Annotated in this window: 18 protein-coding genes; 7 read left to right on the top strand and 11 right to left on the bottom strand. The window is 67.3% G+C overall.

Going from position 1 to position 20,846, the window contains the following annotated elements; translation table 11 throughout:
• On the top strand, positions 1–860 hold an 860-nt coding region (locus V7702_RS12480), incomplete at its 5' end, for an HRDC domain-containing protein (RefSeq protein WP_335650433.1).
• Between the two features lie 27 nt (positions 861–887).
• Here V7702_RS12480 and V7702_RS12485 read toward each other — a convergent pair.
• From V7702_RS12485 to V7702_RS12510, 6 genes are all read right to left on the bottom strand, one after another.
• Positions 888–1,559, bottom strand: coding sequence for an SMI1/KNR4 family protein (locus tag V7702_RS12485; protein WP_335650434.1), 672 nt, complete (start codon positions 1,557–1,559; stop codon positions 888–890).
• 60 nt (positions 1,560–1,619) lie between these two features.
• Positions 1,620–1,958, bottom strand: a complete 339-nt coding sequence (locus V7702_RS12490) for a peptidoglycan recognition protein family protein (protein ID WP_335650435.1) — start codon at positions 1,956–1,958, stop codon at positions 1,620–1,622.
• 132 nt (positions 1,959–2,090) lie between these two features.
• Positions 2,091–2,345: a hypothetical protein gene (locus V7702_RS12495; RefSeq protein ID WP_335650436.1), complete on the bottom strand. Its 255-nt coding sequence runs from the start codon at positions 2,343–2,345 to the stop codon at positions 2,091–2,093.
• A gap of 131 nt (positions 2,346–2,476) precedes the next feature.
• Complete coding sequence (locus tag V7702_RS12500; protein ID WP_335650437.1) at positions 2,477–3,043, bottom strand: AAA family ATPase; 567 nt, start codon at positions 3,041–3,043, stop codon at positions 2,477–2,479.
• Positions 3,044–3,139: 96 nt separating this feature from the next.
• Positions 3,140–5,956 (bottom strand): TonB-dependent receptor, encoded by a 2,817-nt coding sequence (locus tag V7702_RS12505; RefSeq protein ID WP_335650438.1) that lies wholly within the window; start codon positions 5,954–5,956, stop codon positions 3,140–3,142.
• 171 nt (positions 5,957–6,127) lie between these two features.
• The gene (locus V7702_RS12510) at positions 6,128–6,955 is read right to left on the bottom strand and encodes an outer membrane protein (protein ID WP_335650439.1); all 828 of its coding nucleotides are present in this window, start codon (positions 6,953–6,955) and stop codon (positions 6,128–6,130) included.
• 240 nt (positions 6,956–7,195) lie between these two features.
• On the opposite strand from V7702_RS12510, the gene V7702_RS12515 reads away from it, so the two are divergent.
• Complete coding sequence (locus V7702_RS12515; protein ID WP_335650440.1) at positions 7,196–8,719, top strand: carboxylesterase/lipase family protein; 1,524 nt, start codon at positions 7,196–7,198, stop codon at positions 8,717–8,719.
• Between the two features lie 204 nt (positions 8,720–8,923).
• Entirely contained in the window at positions 8,924–9,781 is an 858-nt protein-coding gene (gene ku / locus V7702_RS12520) for a non-homologous end joining protein Ku (RefSeq protein WP_335650441.1), read from the top strand.
• Positions 9,782–9,789: 8 nt separating this feature from the next.
• Here ku and efp read toward each other — a convergent pair whose 3' ends face one another.
• The gene (gene efp, locus V7702_RS12525) at positions 9,790–10,356 is read right to left on the bottom strand and encodes an elongation factor P (RefSeq protein WP_335650442.1); all 567 of its coding nucleotides are present in this window, start codon (positions 10,354–10,356) and stop codon (positions 9,790–9,792) included.
• 141 nt (positions 10,357–10,497) lie between these two features.
• Between efp and epmA the strand changes: the two genes are divergently transcribed.
• Both epmA and V7702_RS12535 read left to right on the top strand, forming a co-directional pair.
• The gene (gene epmA, locus V7702_RS12530) at positions 10,498–11,544 is read left to right on the top strand and encodes an EF-P lysine aminoacylase EpmA (RefSeq protein ID WP_335650443.1); all 1,047 of its coding nucleotides are present in this window, start codon (positions 10,498–10,500) and stop codon (positions 11,542–11,544) included.
• Between the two features lie 47 nt (positions 11,545–11,591).
• A complete protein-coding gene (locus V7702_RS12535; RefSeq protein WP_335650444.1) occupies positions 11,592–12,641 on the top strand; it encodes a lysine-2,3-aminomutase-like protein in 1,050 nt (349 codons plus the stop codon).
• Between the two features lie 3 nt (positions 12,642–12,644).
• On the opposite strand, the gene hslU is transcribed toward V7702_RS12535, so the two are convergent.
• Positions 12,645–13,949 carry an ATP-dependent protease ATPase subunit HslU gene (gene hslU / locus V7702_RS12540; protein ID WP_335650445.1) on the bottom strand — a complete coding sequence of 435 codons (1,305 nt, stop codon included), beginning with the start codon at positions 13,947–13,949 and terminating at the stop codon, positions 12,645–12,647.
• Between the two features lie 31 nt (positions 13,950–13,980).
• Positions 13,981–14,532 carry an ATP-dependent protease subunit HslV gene (gene hslV, locus V7702_RS12545; protein WP_335650446.1) on the bottom strand — a complete coding sequence of 184 codons (552 nt, stop codon included), beginning with the start codon at positions 14,530–14,532 and terminating at the stop codon, positions 13,981–13,983.
• 41 nt (positions 14,533–14,573) lie between these two features.
• Here hslV and V7702_RS12550 point away from each other — a divergent pair, with 41 nt between their 5' ends.
• Positions 14,574–15,326 (top strand): HesA/MoeB/ThiF family protein, encoded by a 753-nt coding sequence (locus tag V7702_RS12550; RefSeq protein WP_335650447.1) that lies wholly within the window; start codon positions 14,574–14,576, stop codon positions 15,324–15,326.
• Positions 15,327–15,469: 143 nt separating this feature from the next.
• Here V7702_RS12550 and V7702_RS12555 read toward each other — a convergent pair whose 3' ends face one another.
• Positions 15,470–16,792 (bottom strand): hypothetical protein, encoded by a 1,323-nt coding sequence (locus tag V7702_RS12555; protein WP_335650448.1) that lies wholly within the window; start codon positions 16,790–16,792, stop codon positions 15,470–15,472.
• Positions 16,793–16,799: 7 nt separating this feature from the next.
• The gene (locus tag V7702_RS12560) at positions 16,800–18,062 is read right to left on the bottom strand and encodes an HNH endonuclease family protein (RefSeq protein WP_335650449.1); all 1,263 of its coding nucleotides are present in this window, start codon (positions 18,060–18,062) and stop codon (positions 16,800–16,802) included.
• Positions 18,063–18,475: 413 nt separating this feature from the next.
• Here V7702_RS12560 and V7702_RS12565 point away from each other — a divergent pair.
• Positions 18,476–20,846, top strand: a 2,371-nt coding sequence (locus tag V7702_RS12565; RefSeq protein ID WP_335650450.1) for a [protein-PII] uridylyltransferase, incomplete at its 3' end; no start/stop codon positions are given.

The raw sequence follows: 20,846 nt of genomic DNA on the forward strand, positions 1-20,846 counted from the left end.
CCGGCCGCGACGGCGACCCGGCCGAGGGCATCACCCTCTATGGCGCCTCGGATCTCGCCTGGGCCCTGCGGCGCATCGACAGCCGGGAGATGGACGACAGCGTCAAGCAGGTGCAGGTGCGCAAGGTGCGCCAGCTCTACGCCATGCTGGAGGGCGCCACCTGCCGGGCCGCCGCCGTCCGCCGCTATTTCGGCGAGGAGGGGGTGGAGTCCTGCGGCCAGTGCGATGTCTGCCTCTCCCCGCCGGAGACCGAGGACGCCACCGAGGCCGCCCAGAAGGCGCTCTCGGCCGTCCACCGCATGGGCGGGCGCTTCGGCCGCGGCCGGCTGGTGGACCACCTGCTGGGCAAGACCAAGGACCCGTCGGACTTCGAGGCCGGGCTCACCACCTTCGGCATCGGCCAGGACCGCAGCGCCATCGCCTGGCGCGACCTGGTGGACCAGCTGCTGTTCGAGGGCCTGCTGCGGGAGGACCCCAACGACAACCGTCCGCTGATCGGCCTGGGCGACGCAGAAGGGGTGCGGGCCGTCTATCGGGGCGAGCGGCGGGTCTCGGTGCGCAAGGCCGCGCCGGGCGCCGAGCGGAAGACGCCCGGCCGCCGCCGGGCCAGCGCCAGCGATCTGGCCCTGCCGCCCGCCGACCAGGGCCTGTTCGAGGCCCTGCGCGCCTGGCGCCGCGAGGAAGCCGCCCGCCAGCACGTGCCCCCCTATGTCATCTTCCACGACCGCACCCTGGCCGAGATCGCCCAGGCGAGACCCGCCGCCCAACGGGCGCTCGGCGCCATCTCCGGCGTCGGCGAAGGCAAACTCGCCCGCTACGGCGAGGCCGTGCTGGCGGTGGTGCGGGGGTTTGAGGGGTGAGGCGATCGCGAGCTCTTCGAGACCCAGCTACCGGTTCCGTTCCACCAGATCAGACCAGAACCGGATGTGCTTGATCTGCTTGGGCCAAGGGCGATTTGCATCCCCAAATTCACGCTCGAAGTAGTCCCCCAGATTGGCGCCATAGTAGATCGTGTCGGCTTGGCGGACGGAGAATACTGGGTTTCCCGCCTCATGCGGCTCTGTTGGCAGATAGCGGTGGGCCAGCAAGGGGATCATCTTGGGCGCTGCATTTACCACTTTCGTGAGAACTTCCGCCCGCTCCTCCGGGGTTGGGGGCCGCTCGCCCCACTCCGGCCACCACAGGGCGTTTTGCTCGACATCGAACAACAGGCCCTCCAAGGGCCATTTCAGCATGGCTCGGATTTCGTTCTCATCCGACCGCCAATCATAGCCGAGCACCGGGCGGCGATCTCTGAAGAAGGCTACGAGATCAGGCGGGAAGACCAGGTCGTATTTCTTCTGCGCCTCATCGAGTTCGGATTGTGTATAGCCGCGCGCCCACAGACGGCCCTCCTTGCGGCGCTCGCGCTCGAAGTCGCTGACCAGCTCTTCGCCGAAGGCGATGTCCCCGGGGCGTGAAGCGCGGGCTCCTCTTTCCTGGCCTAGAACAACAGCTCTTGAGGTGGCGGCGAGCGCAGCGCCAAGTCCCAACGTGAGTGTTCGGCGGGTCGACCTCATGGGCGGATGTTGTCGTTTCGGGGTCACAGGAGCAATGGCCAAGATTGCAGGCAGAGGTGGTCAGCGGACGTTGCAGTCACCCTGCCCGCAGTGGACGCCCCAGGCCCTGCGATAACATCTCACCTGGACCACATCGCCCACCAGGCATTGGCTGGCGCGCGGCAAGTTCACTGTGATCTGTCGCGCCTCCAGCTGAACCACCGCGCGCGGATAGCTTCCCGTCTCCGTCTCATGCATGCCAAGTCTCAGCACCCTGCCCTCCACCGAACCGGCAGGCTCCCTCAGGAGCACCAGAGCCGAAATGCTGACGACAATGAGCCCACCCAAGAGGAGGCCGAGCGGCTCGGCCCTTTCGAGAAGCCAGAAGCGCATCAGGTGTCGGTGAACGGGTCGCGACATGACCCGCATAGCGCCACAGGTCACAGCGGGCTTCCAGGCGAAGTTGCGCTTGAACGTGTGCGAAAAGGCTCGACGCCGTGAAGCGGACTTCCTGACCGCCGCCTAAGGACGGGGAGTGGAGGTGCGGCTAGTCTAGCCGAGCAAAAACGGGAGAAGCGCCCATGACAATAGTCCCACCACGATCACGAGTTGATGCGCTGTCAGAAAGCCCCGCCCTAGTGGGGTGAGAACACCCTGGGGCATCCGGAACACGAAAATGGTCATGCGGCCGTGTTGGCCCGGCGCGATCTGCGAAATGACCGCGAGCCCAAGGACGATGGAAAGAGGTATCCAGCCCATAGCGCAGACGCCCAAGACTAAAGTGGCGATTTCCTTGGTCGCTTGCATTGCCGCCTCCTCGCCCGTCGGCCATTTTCGTTAGCCGATAATCTGCTTTCCAATCACCCGAAACCAGACGCTAGGTCTGGACCTTCGACAGGAAGGGCGCCAGCCGATCGCTCAGCCCTGACGCAACCGCCTTACGTCGGATCGGGATACATCACGTGCGGCTCGGGCAGGGGCTCCAGGGCCAGGGCCTCGACGATCGCCTGCGCCGCCGCCTCCGGCGCCAGGGCCTCGGTGTCGATGATCAGGTCGGCGGGGATGGGCGGGTAGTCGGCGCCGCCGCTGGCGATGAACTTCTGCAGCACCTCGCGGGCGTGGATCTTCTTTGAGGCTTTGCGGTCGGGGGTCTCCACCCGGCGCATCTGCTCTTCGGGCGAGACCTGCAGCTCGACGAAGATGACCTCGCCGCCATGGCCTTCGACCGCGGCCTTGGTCTCCGCGATGAAGCTGTCGGGCACCGTGCGTTCGGGCGCGAAGGTGAAGATCAGCGGGCGGTCCCGGCGGGCGGCCTCCTCGAACATGGAAAGCCAGTAGAGGCTGCGAAGGCGGATGGCGGGTTCGCTGCCGAACGGGAAGACCGCGGTCACCGCGTCCAGGGCCAGGTGGTTGTGGAACAGGGGATAGTTGGTCCGGGCCGCCAGGGCCTTGGCCACCGTCAGCTTGCCGCAGGCCGGGGGGCCATAGAGGAAGATCAGTTTCACGGGCTGCGCTCCGTCATCGTCGTCACACCAGCCTAGACGAAGACGGCCGGCGCAGTCGCCTGCGCCGGCCGGTTCTCGCCTCGGGACGTCGCAGGATCAGAAGTTGGCGCGGACGCCGATCTTCCCGGTCCAGGAATATTCCTCGTACTGCAGCAGGCGCTTGCCGTTCGGGCCGTTCTGGTAGGCGACATAGGGCTCGTCACCCAGGTTCACCAGTTCGGCGACGATCTGGAAGTTGGACGAGACCCGGTACTTGGCCGAGATGTCGTACTGCAGGTGGTCTTCCACATAGCGGTCGGTCTCGGCGTCGCCGCCCAGCTCGTCCAGGTACTTGTCGCGATAGGCCGCGGCCAGGCGCAGGCTGACCGGGCCTTTTTCATAGCCGAGCGTCGCATTGTAGGTGTGCTTGGCCGAGGCGGGCAGGGGGATGGTGCGGCCCAGGACTTCGCCCTCGGCGTCGGTATAGGTGTAGTTGAAGCCCACCAGCAGGCCGTCGAACGGACCCGGCAGGAAGCGCAGGGCCTGCTGATAGTTGAACTCCGCGCCGGTGACCGTGGCCTCTTCGCCGTTGATCGGGATCACCGCCTCGTCATAGGCCACGCCCAGGAAGCTGCCGTCTTCGAACTCGGCATTGACGATGAAGTCCTCGATCTTCTTGTGGAAGACGCCGGCCGACAGCACGGCCTCGGGCGCGAAATACCATTCGGCCGAGAGGTCCAGGTTCCAGGCCTTGTAGGGGTCGAGGTCGGGATTGCCGAACTCGCCTTCCCGCTCGCCGGCGTCGTCCTGGCCGATCATGAAGCGCGGGGCGATCTGGCCGATGCCGGGGCGCACCACGCTGCGGAAGGCGCCGGCGCGGACCACGAAGTCGGTCGTGGCGTCCCAGCGCAGGGTCGCAGACGGCAGCCAGTCGGTATATTCGCGGCTGAAGCTGCGCGGGGTCACGAAGACCGAGTCCTCGGTGAGCACGACGCCGTTGTAGGCGCCGCCCTCCTCGACCTCTTCCACCAGATTGCCGCGCATCTCGTTCTTCGTCCGCTCGACGCGCACCCCGCCCACGATGCGCACCGGGCCGCCGCGATAGCGGGCCAGCAGGTAGCCGGCGTCGATATCCTCATCCACGCCGAAGTCGGCCAGGGCCGATTCCAGGTCGGTGTCGAAGTCGTTCTGCTCGAAGCCTCCCTGCTGGCTGGTCCAGAAGCCGCGGAAGCCGCCCTTGCCCGGGACCGGATCGATGGTCGCCAGGTTGTAGTCCTGCGGCCCCAGGAAATCGGCCAGGGTCAGGTCGCTGGAAAAGCCGTCATAGACGTCGAGCTGCAGGTCGTAGGTCTTTTCCCGGCGGCGGCTCTTGGCGCCGGCCTGGATCTCCAGCTCGCCGGCCTCGAGCACGAAGGCGCGGGCCACGTCGAACTTCAGCGTCACCTCTTCGTCCTCGGCCAGGCTGAGCGACGTGCGCTCCAGCTTGTCGAATTCGAACTCGGAGGGGTCGAGGAAGTCGCCCAGGCCCTGGGTGATAGCGTAGCCGGGCTTGGTCATGTCGCTGTAGTCGAAGGTCACGCCCAGCTCGCCGGCGCCGTCGAAGTCGCGGCTGAACTCCACCGGATCGATCGAGCCGGATTCCTTCTCGCGGGCCTTCGACCAGGAGGCGGAATAGTCGAAGGTCCAGGGGCCGGTCAGGGTCTTGCCGCCGACCGTGTAGGAGACGATGGACTGGGCCTCGAAGCGGTCCTTCAGGTCGCGGATCACCTTGATCTCGCCGTCGGCGGAATCGAATTCCGCCGTGGTCGCCGAGCCGCCGCTCGGATCCTCGTCCATCTCAAAGATCAACCGGCGGCGATATTCCTGGTCCTCGAACTGGCTGTAGAGGCCGCGGGCATAGAGGTCGGTGGTGTCGGTCAGGCGAAAATCGATCGACAGCGAGGCGCCCTTGCGAGTGCGGTTCACGTCGTAGTCGCGGTACTCCAGCGTCTTGGCGGCGACCACGCCGCCCGCCTCTTCCCAGTCGTCGGCCTCGACATTGTCGGTGGCGAACTGGCGTTCATAGAAGGACAGGCCGCCGGCGATCCCCAGCCGGTCGCCGAAGGTGCGCGAGAAGTCGGCCGAGACCTTGGGCGACCACTTGCCGGTCAGCTCGTTGTACGAACCCTCGGCGGTGAACCCCAGGAAGGGCTTCAGCCGGTCCAGCGCGCTGGTGGTGGTGATCTCGATGGAGGCGCCGATGGTGTCGCCGTCCATGTCGGGGGTGAGGGTCTTCTTGATCTCGATGGACTCGACCAGCTCGGCCGGCACCACGTCCAGGGCCACGGAGCGGACGTCGGACTCCGGCGCCGGCACCCGGGCGCCGTTGATCGAGGCGGCGTTGAGGTTGGGATCGAGACCGCGGACGGCGATGAAGCGGCCCTCGCCCTGGTCGTTCAGGACGTTGACGCCCGGCGCGCGGCGGACGGCCTCGGCGACGTTCTGGTCGGGGAACTGGCCCACGGCGTCGCGGGTCAGGACGCTCTCCACGCCCTCGGCCTGACGCTGGCGGGCGAGCGAGGAGTTGAGATTGCCCCGCTGGCCCACCACCAACAGCTCGGCCACCGAGCCGTCGGCGGGCCGCACGACGATCTGCGCCTGGGCGCCGGGCTCGGCCACGGTCACCTGGGTGGTGGTGGTCTGGCCGCCGGAATAGGTGGTGCGCAGGGTGTAGGTCCCGGCCGGCACGTCGGCGAAGCGGAAGGCGCCGTTGGGGCCGGCTTCGGCCGAACGGTCCAGTTCGACGATGGTGACCAGGGCGCTCTGCAGGGTGCGCGCGCCGGAGGCGTCGCTCACCGTCCCGCTGAGCACCGCGGCCGAGGCCTGGCTGGCCGCCGCCAGGGCCAGAGCCGAAATTCCCGCCATCCACAGACGACGCCCGAACTTGTCGCGCATGGTTTGCCCCCTCATTGACGCATTGCGTCGGTTGTCGGGGCTTTGACCTAGAAGCGTGACACTGGCGGCAAGGGCGGGTGACGAATCGATGACGGCCCAGGCGTGAACCTGGGCCGTCGGGTCGATCGATCAGGTCCTGGAGGCGGGCGGTTTCCGCGTCCAGGCGCCAGATCAGAAGCGGTAGGCGGCGGTGAACCGCACGGAGTGGATGTTGAACTCGTCGCTGGTGCGCTGGAAGTCCGTGCCCGAACCGTTGGTCGAGGTGAATGGGCCGCCGGCCGGACCGCCCGCGGCGCGGACGGCGTAGTTGTCGTCGTCCAGGCGGGTGTAGAGATATTCCAGGCCCAGGCTCACATCGTTGGTGATCTTGTGCTCGACGCCGCCGCCCAACTGCCAGCCGTGCGCCTTGTCGTCGTCCTCGGAGACGTCGGTGAAGGTGTTGGCGGTGTTGGTCGTGGAGAAGCTGTGCTGGATGTCGCCCATGGCGTAGCCGCCGGTGACATAGGGCAGGGTGTTCCCCACCGCATAGCCGACGCGGGCGCGGGCGGCGAGCAGGCCGTCGAGCTCGCGAGCCATGGTGTAGGAGGCGGGCGTCGCGGAAAACGCCGTGACGCTGTCCTTCACATCGGTGCGGACGGCCTCGCCGACCACGCCGGCGACGATATTGCCGAACTGCCAGTCATAGCCGGCGCGGACGCCGAATTCCGGGCCGCCTTCATCGCCGCCACAGGCGCTGGCGCGGGTCGGGTTGTAGGTGCGGCCGTCGCAGAAGCCGGCGGCGAAGGCGTCGGTCCCCGACCCGGTGCGCACGGTGTCGCCATAGGTCCCATCGAGATTGGTGTCGAAGACGATGGATTCGTCGTCGTTCTCGGCCTGCCAGCCATAACCGGCGACGCCGCCGATATAGGCGCCGGTCCAGTCGTTGGCCGTCTGGGCCTGGGCGGCCGACGCCGCGGTCAGGGCGCCCAGGGCGGCTGCGGCGCAAAGCATGGTCTTCATACTGGTAATCCTTGTTGTACTGGAAAGCCCCCTCAGGCCTCGGATAGCAGCAACGTACTCAGGCGGCCGGCGGATGCTCGGCGGCGCTGGCCAAGCTTCCGATGACGGACGATGTGTTGCCCTTGGGTCACAGGGGTGTGTGCGGACGGCAGGGCGACGGCGGCTCGTCGCCAAACCTTGGCTTGACCGCCGCAAGCGCCTCGGACTCTGCTCTGGTCAGATAACAAAAGGGAGGGGACCATGAAGCCCTGGATCAGCCTGATCGCCGCGGCCTGGGGCCTGTTGGCGGCCACCGCCGCCTCGGCCGCGCCGGCCACCATCCGTGTGGAGTCCGGGACCCTGGCGGGCGAGGCCACCGACCGGGCGCGGGTGTTCCGCAACATCCCCTATGCCGCACCGCCGGTGGGCGCCCTCCGCTGGGCGCCGCCCCAGGCGCCGGCCGCCTGGACGGGATCGCGGCCGGCGGTCGAGGCCGGCCCCTCCTGTCCCCAGCCCATGCGCGAGGACGGCGCCCCCAACGCCGGCGGCGCCAACGGGCCGATGAGCGAGGACTGCCTGCAGCTCAACGTCTTCGCCCCCCTGGCCAGGCCGGGCGCCAAGCCCGCCCCGGTCATGGTCTGGATCCATGGCGGCTCGCACCGCACCGGCGCCGGCTGGGTCTATGACGGCCAGAACTTCGCCCGCGACGGCGTCGTGCTGGTGGCCATCAATTATCGCCTGGGGCCGCTGGGCTATTTTGCTCACCCCGCCCTGACCAAGGCGGCGGGCCCCAAGGCGCCCCTGGGCTCCTATGGGCTGATGGACCAGGTCGCGGCGCTGAAATGGGTCCAGCGCAATATCGCCGTCTTCGGGGGCGATCCGAACAATGTGACGGTGTTCGGGGAGTCGGCCGGGGGCATGAGCACGCTCGCCCTGCTGGCCACACCCGACGCCAAGGGGCTGTTCCACAAGGCCATCGTCCAGTCCGGCGGCGGCTGGTTCGAGCCGGGCGGCCTGAAGGCGCGGGAACAGGCCGGCGTCGCCGCGGCCGAAAGGCTCGGCCTGCCGGCCACGGCCACGGTCGCCCAGCTGCGCGCCGTGCCGGTCGAGACCTTGATCAAGGCGGTGGAGGCGGACTTCGGCCCCTTCCCGGACGGGCGGCTCCTGCCGCGCACCGCCACCCAGGCCTTCGCGGCCGGCGCGGAGATCGACGTGCCGATGATCATCGGCTGGAACAATGGCGAGGACAGCCTGCTGGGCGGGCCTGGCGGCGGGGCGCGGTTCGCCGCCAACCTGCCGCCCATGACCAAAGCCTTCTATGAGGACGCCGCCGCCGAAGGGGACGAGGCCCTGGGCCGGGCGGTCTTCACCGACCGGGCCTTTGGCGCGCCGGCCCGCTGGATCGCCGGTCAGGCGGCCGACGGGGCGCCGGCCTTCCTCTATCACTTCTCCTATGTGGGCGACCGCTACCGGCAGGTGCTGGACCGCGCTCACCATGCGGCCGAGATCCAGTACGTGTTCGAATACTGGGGTCGGCGGACTCCCGACAGCGTGGTCAGCGACGAGGACCGCGCCATGGCCGGCCTCATGCACGGCTGCTGGGTCGCCTTCGCCCGCACAGGCGCGCCGGCCTGCGAGGGTCAGGCCTGGCCGGCCTACGACGCCGCCTCCGACCAGCTCCTGGAGTTCGGCGCCGAGACCGGGGTGCGCCAGGGCTTCGGCAAGCGCCAGCTGGACGCCGTCGAACAGTTCGCCCTGCCGACGCTGGACTTGCCGGCCCAGTAGGCGACACCCTCTCGACCGTCACCCCCTTCCCGTCACCCTCGGGCTTGTCCCGAGGGTCCCTGTCGAGGGCGGGCGCAAGCTGCGCGAGGGATCCTGGGCACAAGGCCCAGGATGACGGTGGTGGGGGGTGGGCCCCCAGCCGCTCCGAACGAATCACCGGCCAAGGCGTTGAGGAGACTCAAGAAAACGCCGGAGAACGACCCCATGGCCGCCCGTCCCACCTGGCAGGGCTATCTGCGCCTGTCCCTCGTGAGCTGTCCTGTGGCGCTCTACACCGCCACCAGTCGGTCGGGCGATGTCAGCTTCAACATGCTGCACAAGGACACCCACAACCGCATCCGCATGATCCCCACCGACCCCGACAGCGGGCCGGTGGATCGGGCCGACATCGTCAAGGGCTTTGAGATCGAGAAGGGGCGCTATGTCGTCCTGACCCAGGACGAGATCAACAACGTCAAGCTGGAGACCACCCGCAGCCTGGACATCGAGCGGTTCGTCGACGAGGCCGATATCGACCGGCTCTATTGGAACGCCCCCTACTTCCTGGTGCCGGACGGCGACATGGCGGTGGAGGCCTATACGGTGATCCGCTCGGCCATGGAGGCCTCGGGCAAGGTGGCCCTGGGCCGGCTGGCCATGCATCAGCGCGAGCGGGTCATGGCGCTCGAACCCCGCGGCCTGGGCATATTGGCCTACACCCTGCGCTCGAACGATGAGGTGCGCAGCGCCGACGACGCCTTCGAGGACATTCCCGACGTCAAGCCCGACAAGAAGATGGTCGAGATCGCCACCAAGATCATCGAACAGCAGGAGGGCGACTTCGACCCGGCCATGTTCGCCGACCGCTACGAAGAGGCCCTGCGGGCGTTGATCGCCGAAAAGGAGGAGGGCCACACCATCGAGGCGCCCGAAGCGCCCAAGGACCTGGAGGTCAGCGACCTGATGGAGCAGCTCAAGCGCAGCCTGGGCGACACCGGCGGGGCTCGGCGCAAGCCGGCCAGCCGCGCCGGCGCCAAGGCCAAGCGCGGCGCCGCCAAGTCGACGCGGAAGAAGAGCGCCTAAGAGAAGGCTTAGTCCTTGGCGCGTTCCACATAGGAGCCGTCCTCGGTGAGGACGATGATGCGGGTGCCGACAGTGATGTAGGGCGGGATCATGACCCGCAGGCCTACATCGGTCATGGCCGGCTTGTAGGAGGACGAGGCCGTCTGGCCCTTCATGGCCGGCTCGGTCTCGGTGATCTCGACGGTCACCCTTGATGGCAGGGAGATGGCGATGGGCACGCCCTCATGGGTCGAAAGCTGCACGGCCATGCCGTCCTGCAGATAGACCTTGGCGTCGCCGATCACGTCTTCCGGCGCCACCAGCTGGTCGAAGTTTTCCGGGTTCATGAAGTGATAGCCCTCACCGTCCTGGTACAGGAAGGTGTGCTCCCGCTCCTCGACGAAGGCCCGCTCCACCTGCTCGGTGGTGCGGTATCGTTCGGACACCTTCACCCCGTCGGAGATGCGGCGCATGTTCAGCTGGGTCACGGGCGTGCCCTTGCCGGGATGGATGTTCTCGACGGTCAGGACCACGTAGAGCTTGCCGTCCACATCGACGACATTACCCTTGCGGAGCGAGCTGGCGGCGACCTTCACGTGATGTCTTCCTCGAACCTGGGGCGGGCCGGCGCGGGCCCGTTTGATCTCAAAAACCTATAGAGGTCCCGCGCACCTATAGGATCGCAGGCGTTTTCGCCAGCTTTGACGCCGATTTTCCATTCCTGGCCGGACAGCCTCATGCCGCAGACGACCCCCTGGTGGGATAAGGACGCCCACCGCGACCGCCGGCCCTTCCTGACCGCCCGGGGCGCGATCACCAGGGCGGTGCGCCGCTGGTTCGAGGACCAGGGCTTCACCGAGGTGGAGGCCGCCGCCCTGCAGGTCTCGCCGGGCAATGAGGCCCACCTGCACGCCTTTTCGACCGAGGCCATCGGGCACGATGGGCGCCGGGCGGCGATGCACCTGCACACCTCGCCGGAGTTCGCGGCCAAGAAGCTGTTGGCGGCCGGCGAGACGAAGATCTTCGACCTGGCCCGGGTGTGGCGCAATCGCGAGCGCGGGCCTTTGCACCATCCGGAATTCACCCTGCTGGAATGGTACCGGACGGACGCCCCCTACGAGACCCTGATGGAGGACTGCGCCCGGCTGCTGGCGCTGGCGGCCCAGACCCTGGACGCCAAGGCGCTGACCTGGCGCGGCGCGGCGGCCGATCCCTTCGCCGAGCCGGAGAAGGTAACGGTCGCCCAGGCCTATAGCCGATTCGCCGGCATCGACCTGCTGGCGACGGTGGGGGAGGGCGGGCCAACCGACCGCGACGCCCTGGCGAGCGCGGCGTCGGGCGCGGGCATCCGGGTGGCGGCCGACGACACCTGGGCCGACATCTTCAGCCGCATCATGGTGGAGAAGGTGGAGCCAAAGCTCGGCTTCGGCCGGCCGACGATCCTTTGCGAATATCCCACCGCCGAGGCCGCGCTGGCGCGGCCCAAGGCCAGCGATCCGCGGGTGGCCGAGCGGTTCGAGCTCTATGCCTGCGGGGTGGAGCTGGCCAACGCCTTTGGCGAGCTCACCGATCCGGCCGAACAGCGCCGCCGCTTCGAAGCCGAGATGGATGAAAAGGCCCGCGTCTATGGGGAGCGTTATCCCATCGACGAGGACTTCCTGGCCGCGCTGGCTCACATGCCGGCCGCCAGCGGCGCCGCGCTCGGCTTCGATCGCCTGGTCATGCTGGCGTCCGGCGCCCAGCGGATCGAACAGGTGATCTGGACCCCGGTGGCGGAGGTCTGACAGGCCGCCGCATTGCAGGGCGGCCCCATCTCAGCCATATGCCGCCGATGACGAGCCCGGCGCCCAAGACCCTGCGCACGCCTGCGGCCCTGGCCGGGGCCGGGCTGATTGCGGCTGAGGAGATCGCGGCACTGGATGCTGTGGCCGCCCGCTACGCCGTAGCGATCACCCCCTATCTCGCCCAGCAGATCGCCGAGGGCGGGCCGGGGCTGGCGCGCCAGTACCTGCCCGATCCCGCCGAGCTGGACGCGACGCCAGACGAGCGCGCCGACCCCATCGGCGATCACGCCCACATGCCGGTCAAGGGGATCGTCCACCGCTATGGCGACCGGGCGCTGCTGAAGATCACCCATGTCTGCGCGGTCTATTGCCGCTTCTGCTTCCGCCGGGAAATGGTGGGGCCAGGCGGCGAGGGCGCGCTTAACCCGGCTGAGCTGGCCGCGGCCCTGGCCTATGTGGCCGAGCATGCCGAGATCTGGGAGGTCATCGTCACCGGCGGCGACCCCCTGGTGCTCTCGCCGCGCAGGCTTGCCGAGCTGATGGCCGGGCTCGGCGCCATCGACCATGTGAAGGTGGTCCGCTTCCACACCCGCCTGCCGGTGGTCGATCCGGCCGCCGTCACCGAGGAGCTGGTCGCCGCTCTCAGCGCCCCGGGCAAGGCGGTCTATGTGGCCCTGCACGCCAACCACCCCGACGAGCTGACACCAGAGGCGCGGGCGGCCTGCGCCAGGATGATCGACTCAGGCATCGCCATGGTCAGCCAGAGCGTCCTGCTGCGCGGGGTCAATGACGATGCGGCGGTTCTCGGCGCCCTGATGCGCGCCTTCGTCGAGACCCGCATCAAGCCCTACTACCTGCATCAAGGGGATCTTGCGCCGGGCACCAGCCATCTGCGGGTGCCGATAGCTGAAGGCCAGGCCCTGATGCGAGCCTTGCGCGGCGACTATTCCGGCCTCTGCCAGCCGACCTATGTGCTCGACATCCCCGGCGGCCACGGCAAGTCGCCCATTGGCCCGGCCTATGTGAAAGGCGTCGACGGCGCCTACGAGGTGGAGGACCCGCAAGGGATCCGCCACCCCTATCCGCCCCAGGCCTGAGCCCTAGAGGATGTAGCGCGACAGGTCGGTGTCGCCGGTCAGCTCGCCCAGGCGCTGGCGGACATAGTCGGCGTCGATGGTCAGGGTCTCGCCGTCCTTGTCGGCGGCAGTGAAGCTGATCTCCTCCAGCACCTTTTCCATCACCGTCTGCAGGCGCCGGGCGCCGATGTTTTCCAGCGAGCCGTTCACCGCCACGGCGGAATCGGCGAGCGCATCGATGGCCTCCTCGGTGAAGACCAGCGTCACCCCTTCGGTGGCCAGCAGGGCCTGGTTCTGACGGATCAGATTGGCCTCGGGCTCGGTGAGGATGCGGCGCATGTCGTCCCGCGTCAGGGCCTTCAGCTCCACCCGGATGGGCAGCCGGCCCTGCAGCTCGGGCAGCAGGTCCGAGGGCTTGGCCACATGGAAGGCGCCCGAGGCGATGAACAGGATGTGGTCGGTCTTCACCGGCCCGTACTTGGTGGCGACGGTGGTGCCCTCGATCAGGGGCAACAGGTCGCGCTGCACCCCTTCGCGGCTGACATCGGCGCCGGCCCGGTCCGACCGGCTGGCCACCTTGTCGATCTCGTCGAGGAAGACGATGCCCTCGTTCTCCGCCAGCTCCAGGGCCTCCTGGGTCAGGGCCTCCTGGTCCAGCAGCTTGTCGCTCTCCTCGGCGATCAGCGGCGCCCAGGCGCCGATCACCGTGGTCTTGTGGGTCTTGGTGCGGCCCTGGCCGAAAGCCTTGCCCATGATGTCGGAGATGTTCATCACCCCCATGGACGCGCCCGGCTGGCCCGGTACGTCGAACAGGGGCATGCCGCCGGAATCGGCCAGGGTCAGCTCGACCTCCTTGTCGTCCAGCTCGCCGGCCCGCAGCTTCTTGCGGAAGCTGTCGCGGGCCGCCGTGGAGCCGGGGCCGGTCAGCGCGTCCAGCAGCCGCTCTTCGGCCGCAGCCTCGGCCCGGGCGCGCACGGCGCCGCGGCGCTTGTCGCGGACCATGGCGATGGCGCTCTCCACCAGGTCGCGCACGATCTGGTCCACGTCGCGGCCGACATAGCCGACCTCGGTGAACTTGGTGGCCTCGACCTTGAGGAAGGGGGCGTTGGCGAGCCTGGCCAGGCGCCGGGCGATCTCGGTCTTGCCGACCCCGGTGGGGCCGATCATCAGGATGTTCTTGGGCGTCACCTCGTCGCGCAGGGCGTCGGGCACACGCCGGCGGCGCCAGCGGTTGCGCAGGGCCACGGCCACGGCCTTCTTGGCGTCCTTCTGGCCGACGATGAAGCGGTCGAGTTCGGAAACGATCTCGCGGGGGGAGAAGTCTGTCATGGGTTCACTAGGTTTGAGCAGGGTCAGCGCCCTACAGGCGCTCCACCGTCAGCTCGCCATTGGTGTAGACGCAGATGCGCGCGGCGATGCCCATGGCCTTGCGGGCCACCTCTTCGGCCGAAAGCTGCGAGTCCATCAGGGCCATGCCGGCGGCCAGCGCATAGTTGCCGCCCGAGCCGATGGCCGCCACGCCGCTTTCCGGCTCCAGCACGTCGCCGACGCCGGTGACCGTGTAGATGGCCTCCTTGTCGGCCACCAGCAGCATGGCTTCGAGCTTGCGCAGGTAGCGGTCGGTGCGCCAGTCCTTGGCCAGGTCCACGCAGGCCCGGGCCAGGTGCTCAGGGTATTGTTCGAGCTTGGTCTCAAGCCGCTCGATCAGGGTGAAGGCGTCGGCCGTGGCGCCGGCGAACCCGGCCAGGACCCGGCCGCCGGCCAGGGTGCGGACCTTGCGGGCGTTGCCCTTGACCACGGTCTGGCCCATGGACACCTGACCATCGCCGGCGATCACTGTCTGGCCGTCCTTGCGAACCGCCAGGATGGTCGTGCCGTGCCAGTCGGGGAAGTTGGAAGAAGTCTGCGACATCCGCCGGGATGTGGCGACCAGGGCAGGTGAGGTCAAGCGCCATGGAATTTTCCGACGCCGAGGTCGAACGCTACGCCCGCCATCTGGTGCTGCGCGAAGTTGGCGGGCCGGGCCAGCAGAGGCTGAAGGCCGCCCATGTGCTGATCATCGGCGCCGGCGGTCTGGGCGCGCCGGCCAGCCTCTATCTGGCCGCGGCCGGCGTGGGCCAGATCACGCTGGTGGATCCCGACGCGGCCGACCTCTCCAACCTGCAGCGCCAGGTGATCTATCGCCCCTCAGACTTAGGCGCGCCCAAGGTCGAGGCCGCCGCAGCCCAGCTTTCCGCCCTCAACCCCCATGTGCAGATCAACCCGGTGCGCCTGGCGCTGGACAGCGCCAACGCCGGGGACCTAGTGGCCAGCGCCGACCTGGTGCTGGACGGCACCGACGACTTCGCCACCCGCTTTGCGGTCAACGCCGCTTGCGTGGCGCACGCAAAGCCCCTGGTCTCCGGCGCCATCGGCCGCTGGACCGGCCAGGTCGGCGTGTTCAAAGGCCAGCCCTGCTACCGCTGCCTGGTCCCGGACATCCCCCCCGACGCCGAGACCTGTTCCGCCGTCGGCGTCATCGGCGCCCTGGCCGGCGTCATCGGCTCGATGATGGCGCTGGAGGCGATCAAGGTGATCACCGGCGCAGGCGAGCCGCTGGAGGGGCGGCTGCTGATCTACGACGGCCTGGCCGCGGAGACGCGGACGGTGCGGATTGGGGCCGATCCGGGGTGTTCGGTGTGTGGTGTTAAATCTGGGCTGGCCTAACTGGGCTGGGAGCCGACCGCGGGTGTCCGGGAAGGGCTCGTTACGGAGCTCTGAGAGGTCCGTTTCCGGTTCATACGCAAGATGGGCGGGCGATCACCAGAGGTCAGCCGCTTGTGAGGCCTTTGTCGTGGCGGCCAGAAACATCAGTCCTTTTCGGACATCGCGACAGGCGACATGTTCTTCCACGCTTCAGGGATTGGCTTGCCCCAGGCCGCGTAGAGAGGCGCGAATTGGAAGTAGGCGCCGTCGTTGCTGGTCTGCACCGGCCCAAGCTTCACACTCTGGCCTTCGCGCTCGATCTTCGCGCTTAGTTGCTGCGGCTCACCGTCTTTGCTGACGAGCGTAGCGACGAGGAACTCCTCCCTGTCGGGTGCGTCGGCAGCGCGCCGGTATGGATGCGCGGGGTCAGCCTTTGCGGACCAGGCTTCGCTTATCAGGATTGCCGCGTCGGCGCTGAACTTCACCGCCTCGTGGGCGACCATTCGCATAATCAGATACTTGTCGGACTGAGTATCGGCACGAAGCTCGCTGGTCCGGACCGGCTTGCCACCGTTTAGAAGAAACATCGCGGTGATATGGTATCCATCCTTCAGGAACATCTTCTGAGCAGTTGCGAACAATCCGTTCAACCTGTCGTCGGCCGTCTCGCCTGGTCCCAACACCTGGGCGGCGGTCGTTCCATACCGCCCCAGGACCTTTCCAGCGACTTTCACGTCGACGCCCTTGGTTACGGTCTCGATGCCGGTTCGCTGGCCAGTCAAGAGCTTCGTCTCGATAGCCCGCGCATCCGCATGCCCGATCATGCAAGGAAGCCGGCCTTGGCGCAGCCCATCGCCATAGGCTTGGCCCGTCACTACATCCGTGGTGGTCGGTGGTGTCAGATGCAGTTGACGATGGGCGTCGGCGAGCACTTCTGCGACCCGCCCGTAGGCGATGGCAACGGCGTCTAGCAACTCATGTTCGGGGAGGCTGTTCTCGAACCAGCGGCGTTCGACCCTCAACACGCCATGTTGCCGAATGTGTTGGGCAAGCAGCACCGGGACTTTCTTCAGCAATGCCTCTGGTCCGTCGGCGAGCTTCGCCGCCAATCCGATACTCGGGCCCTCTTCAAGATAAGAAGCGATAATCTGCGCGCGGATTGTGCTGTGGGCTTCGAGATCGCCTTGCTTTTCGATCTTGTTACGCGCGTCGACCATCCACCGCATCAGGGGGTCAGCCTTCAATTTCTCCTGCCAGGGCGCGTACCACTCGTCGAAGTTGGGGATCAGGCGCTTGTTGCTCTGCAGAATGAAGGTGACAGTCCGTAGTGTTTGAATGGCGGTTTGGATCGCAACCCGAAACCCTTCGGGATCGAAGTAAACTTCTTCGGCCGCGTGCCATTGCCGATGAACGTCTTCAAGCCGTCGATCGACGGCTCTTAGGGGGCATCCCTCGTGCGGGTCCTTCTTTGCTGTAGGTCCTTTCATGCAGTCGCTAAACGGCTCCGGCTACGAGGCCCGCCCCACTCTTGGAGAGATTGCAGGCGGCGCATGCGACTTGACCGTTAGCCACGGTAGTCTTGCCACCCTTCACGTGCGGCGCCTTATGATCGGCGTGCCAGCGGTCCCACGCGACTTTCACGCCATCGCACCTGAGGCGAACCTGACACATCCCATTGTCGCGGCGGTATATTGCGAGACGTTGCTCGTGCGTGAAGTCTCTCTGTGCGTCTTTCGGCTCGATATTAGGATAGGCAGAGAAAAATCTCCGCTCCATCGTCTCTAGCCGGGCACGAATACTTTCTTCAGCGTCGGTTGACTGGCTAATCAGGCGGCGGTACTCGACAAGCTGGAGCTCGCGCTCTTCCTCCGGAAGAATTTCCTGCGCGGCGCGCTCCCCTTCGAAGGCGATGAACCAGGCGGGCAGCTTCTCGTCGATCCCGTCCAGCACGTAGGCGTCGATTAGGAGTGAGGCGAGGCAGTAAAGCGTGATGACGTTGTGGCGCTCGAGCTCGGGCGTTTTGTCCGGAAAGCACTTCAGCAGAAGATCAAAGGTGCGGCGCACCTTTTTGGCCAACGCCCCATTAGGGTCAAACGCCCGGTTCTCCCCGTACATACGGTTGAGGTCGGCATTCTTTATGTTGGCGGGACCTCTCGCCAGCTCAAGGCAGACTGTCTGTGCGGCGACGTGGTCGAACGTGAAGCGCTGGTTCTTGAAGCGGCAGCTTTCGAAGAATGGATGGGCACTGAGTTCTTTGACGAACTCACGCATCTGGCCCGGCATCGCGTTGCGCTTTTCCTGCGCCTTGAGCGTCGTGCCGTTCTGGAGGCGGAGGAACATATCCCGCACCTCGTCCTCGTCTTCGGTCTGGATAGCCTCCTCAACCATGACGACATCAACCGCATAGGTGTCGAAGTCGCTGCTCAATTCGAAGGGTAAGTCGGCGTACTTCAGGCCGGCCACCTCGTGGCCTTTGACGGGATCAGCATCCTTAGGGAGCGCGAACAATCCTTCACGGTACTCCCAGATCGTCCGCAGCCGTTGCTGACCGTCAATGACCTCGTATTGGAAATTGTCACGCTTCACGGCGCGCCAGTACATCTTCGGGATGTCGTACTCGCGAAGGATGGAGTCGATCAAAAGCTGCTTCTGCTTCCGCCCCCAGGCCGGCGGCCGCTGATAGTCGGGCTTCTCGTCGATCTTGTTCTTCCAGTTGCAGATCGTAGTGATCGGCACTGGCTTCTTGTTCATCTTCATCAGGCACCCCAGGGCAACACTACGCCAAGAAGGAACCCCAGGTGAATAGGCCTCAAGACGTGAGGCCGAGATCAAGGACCGCCGGCACAAATGCGAGTTGTTCCTCGCTAAAAGCCCACGCTAACGACCACGTCTCAAGGCTCGCGTCGACCATGGATTTCAAAGGGAGGTATCCCGGCGAAGATGCGTAGCCGGACGGAGTGGGGGAACTCAATGAGCGTGCCGACGAGTAAGACAAGGTCCGCAACTGGCTCTAGACAGACGCGGGCTCCGGTGTCGGTAAACTCACCACCGCCCCTGGCCGGGATGGTGAGCGGCAACCAGAGCTTAATGCAGCCCCCAAGCCCTCGACCTGACGCGCGAACGCCAATCCCCTATATGCTGTACCTGCGCCTCCACAGCCCCCAGAGCCCATGCCCCCTCGTCTGAAGCCCACCCGCCTGGAATATGTCGTCGATGGGGTGCGGTTGCGCGCGCAGTTGTCGGCGGCGGCGCTGGATGCGGCGGGCGATGAGGCCGAGCAGCGCCGGCGGGCGCTGGAGATCCTGAAACAGGCCCTGTTCCGCGGCCGGATGATCGCCAAGGAGCGGCTGGAGAATGGGGCCGGCGGCATCGAGACCGCGCGGCTGCTGTCCGGGGTCACCGACGAGGTGGTCAAGGCGCTCTATGACTTCACCACCGTCCACATGATCCGGGCGCGCAATCCCACCGAGGGCGAGCGCCTGTGTGTCATGGCGGTGGGGGGCTATGGGCGGGGCACGCTCGCGCCCTTCTCCGACCTCGATCTGCTGTTCCTGCGGCCCTACAAGCAGACCGCCCATGTGGAGAGCGTGATCGAGTTCATGCTCTATGCCCTGTGGGATCTAGGCTTCAAGGTGGGGCACGCCTCGCGCACGGTGGACGAGTGCGTCAAGCTCGCCCGGGAAGACTTCACCATCCGCACCTCGATCCTGGAGGCCCGGCGGCTGATCGGCGACGAGGCCCTGGCCCAGGAGCTGAAGACCCGATTCCGCAACGAGGTGGTCAAGGGCACGGGCGCAGAGTTCGTCGCCGCCAAGCTCAAGGAGCGTGATGAGCGCCAGGCCCGGGCCGGCGCCAGCCGCTACATGGTCGAGCCCAATGTGAAGGACGGCAAGGGGGGCCTGCGCGACCTCAACACCCTGTTCTGGATCGCCGAATATCTGAACCCCTCCAAGCCCGTGGACGGGGTGCCGCAGCTGGAAATGTTCGAGGGCCGTGAGATCCGGGCCTTCATCCGCGCCTTCGACTTCCTCTGGGCGGTGCGCGCCCACCTGCATTTCGCCACCGGCCGGCCGGAAGAGCGCCTGACCTTCGACCTGCAGCCCGAGATCGCCCAGCGGATGGGCTATGGCGACCGGGCCGACAATCCGGCCGTCGAGCGCTTCATGCGGCGCTATTTCCTGATCGCCAAGGAGGTGGGCGCGCTGACCCGCGTCTTCGCCGCCAAGCTGGAGTCCGAGCGGGTGAAGTCCGCGCCGCGGGGGATTTCGCGCCTGTTCCCCGGCAGCGGCCGCAAGACCACCCGCAAGCCGCTCGATGTGGCCGGCTTCATTGAGGAGGGCGGGCGCCTGGACGTGGAGGGGCCGGAAACCTTCGAGGCCGATCCGCTCAACCTGTTGCGGCTGTTCCAGATCGCCGACCGGCGGAACCTGGACCTGCACCCCGACGCCTTCACCGCCGCCACCCGGTCGCTGGGCCTCATCAGCTCGAAGATGCGGCGCGATCCCAAGGCGGCGAAGATCTTCCTGGATATCCTGGCCGGCGGCCGCGACCCGCAGCGGACCCTGACCCTGATGACCGAGGCCGGCGTGCTGGGGCGCTATCTGCCGGAGTTCGGACGCATCGTCGCCCAGATGCAGTTCAACATGTACCACTCCTATACGGTGGACGAGCACACCCTGCGGGCCGTCGGCGTGATCGCCGACATCGCCGCTGGCCGGCTGGTGGACGACCACCCGCTGGCCGTTTCGCTGATGCCGCAGATCCAGGAGAAGGACGTCCTCTTCCTGGCCATGCTGCTGCACGACACCGGCAAGGGCGGCGTGGCCGGCGGCCAGGAAAAGGCCGGGGCGCGGGCCGCCCGGGCCGCCTGCGAGCGGCTGGGCCTGCCGCGGGCGCGCATCGACCTGGTGGCCTGGCTCGTCGAGCATCACCTGGAGATGAGCGACTACGCCCAGAAGCGCGACATCTCCGATCCCCGCACCGTGGCCGACTTCGTGCGCATGGTGCAGACGCCCGAGCGCCTGCGCCTCTTGCTGGTGCTGACCGTGGCCGACATCCGCGCCGTGGGACCGGGCGTCTGGAACGGCTGGAAGGGCCAGCTGCTGCGCGACCTCTATGCCTCGGCCTCAGCGGTGTTCCGCGGCGGCCGGGCCAATGACGCCGTGGCCGTGGTGCGCCAGCGCCAGGCCTTCGCCGCCGCCGAGATCCGCGCCCGCCTGGTGGAGGCCGACCCCGCCGCCGTGGCCTGGGGCGAGGCCATGGAGGACGCCTATTTCACCGGCTTTGGCCAGGACGAGATCGCCATCCATGCGGCCGTCTCCCAGCGGGCTCACGCCGAGGGCGCCGCGGCCATGGGCTATGTGCGCGAGGACCTGAACGCCGCCGAGCTGGTGGTCGCCGCCAAGGACCGGACCCGGCTGTTCGCCGACCTGACAAGGGCCATCACCGTCTCCGGCGCCAGCGTGCTGGGCGCGCGGGTCTTCACCTCCCGCCAGGGCCAGGCGCTGGACGTCTTCTACCTGCAGGACATCACCGGCCAGC

Source organism: Phenylobacterium sp. (assembly GCF_036963605.1).
GTDB lineage: Bacteria > Pseudomonadota > Alphaproteobacteria > Caulobacterales > Caulobacteraceae > Phenylobacterium.

Bases quoted from the DNA above. Each gene is read 5' to 3' on its own strand.
- V7702_RS12485 (WP_335650434.1), bottom strand. From the start codon at position 1,559: ATGAGGTCGACCCGCCGAACACTCACGTTGGGACTTGGCGCTGCGCTC.
- V7702_RS12490 (WP_335650435.1), bottom strand. From the start codon at position 1,958: ATGTCGCGACCCGTTCACCGACACCTGATGCGCTTCTGGCTTCTCGAA.
- V7702_RS12495 (WP_335650436.1), bottom strand. From the start codon at position 2,345: ATGCAAGCGACCAAGGAAATCGCCACTTTAGTCTTGGGCGTCTGCGCT.
- V7702_RS12505 (WP_335650438.1), bottom strand. From the start codon at position 5,956: ATGCGCGACAAGTTCGGGCGTCGTCTGTGGATGGCGGGAATTTCGGCT.
- V7702_RS12510 (WP_335650439.1), bottom strand. From the start codon at position 6,955: ATGAAGACCATGCTTTGCGCCGCAGCCGCCCTGGGCGCCCTGACCGCG.
- V7702_RS12515 (WP_335650440.1), top strand. From the start codon at position 7,196: ATGAAGCCCTGGATCAGCCTGATCGCCGCGGCCTGGGGCCTGTTGGCG.
- ku (WP_335650441.1), top strand. From the start codon at position 8,924: ATGGCCGCCCGTCCCACCTGGCAGGGCTATCTGCGCCTGTCCCTCGTG.
- epmA (WP_335650443.1), top strand. From the start codon at position 10,498: ATGCCGCAGACGACCCCCTGGTGGGATAAGGACGCCCACCGCGACCGC.
- V7702_RS12535 (WP_335650444.1), top strand. From the start codon at position 11,592: ATGACGAGCCCGGCGCCCAAGACCCTGCGCACGCCTGCGGCCCTGGCC.
- hslU (WP_335650445.1), bottom strand. From the start codon at position 13,949: ATGACAGACTTCTCCCCCCGCGAGATCGTTTCCGAACTCGACCGCTTC.
- hslV (WP_335650446.1), bottom strand. From the start codon at position 14,532: ATGTCGCAGACTTCTTCCAACTTCCCCGACTGGCACGGCACGACCATC.
- V7702_RS12550 (WP_335650447.1), top strand. From the start codon at position 14,574: ATGGAATTTTCCGACGCCGAGGTCGAACGCTACGCCCGCCATCTGGTG.
- V7702_RS12555 (WP_335650448.1), bottom strand. From the start codon at position 16,792: ATGAAAGGACCTACAGCAAAGAAGGACCCGCACGAGGGATGCCCCCTA.
- V7702_RS12560 (WP_335650449.1), bottom strand. From the start codon at position 18,062: ATGAAGATGAACAAGAAGCCAGTGCCGATCACTACGATCTGCAACTGG.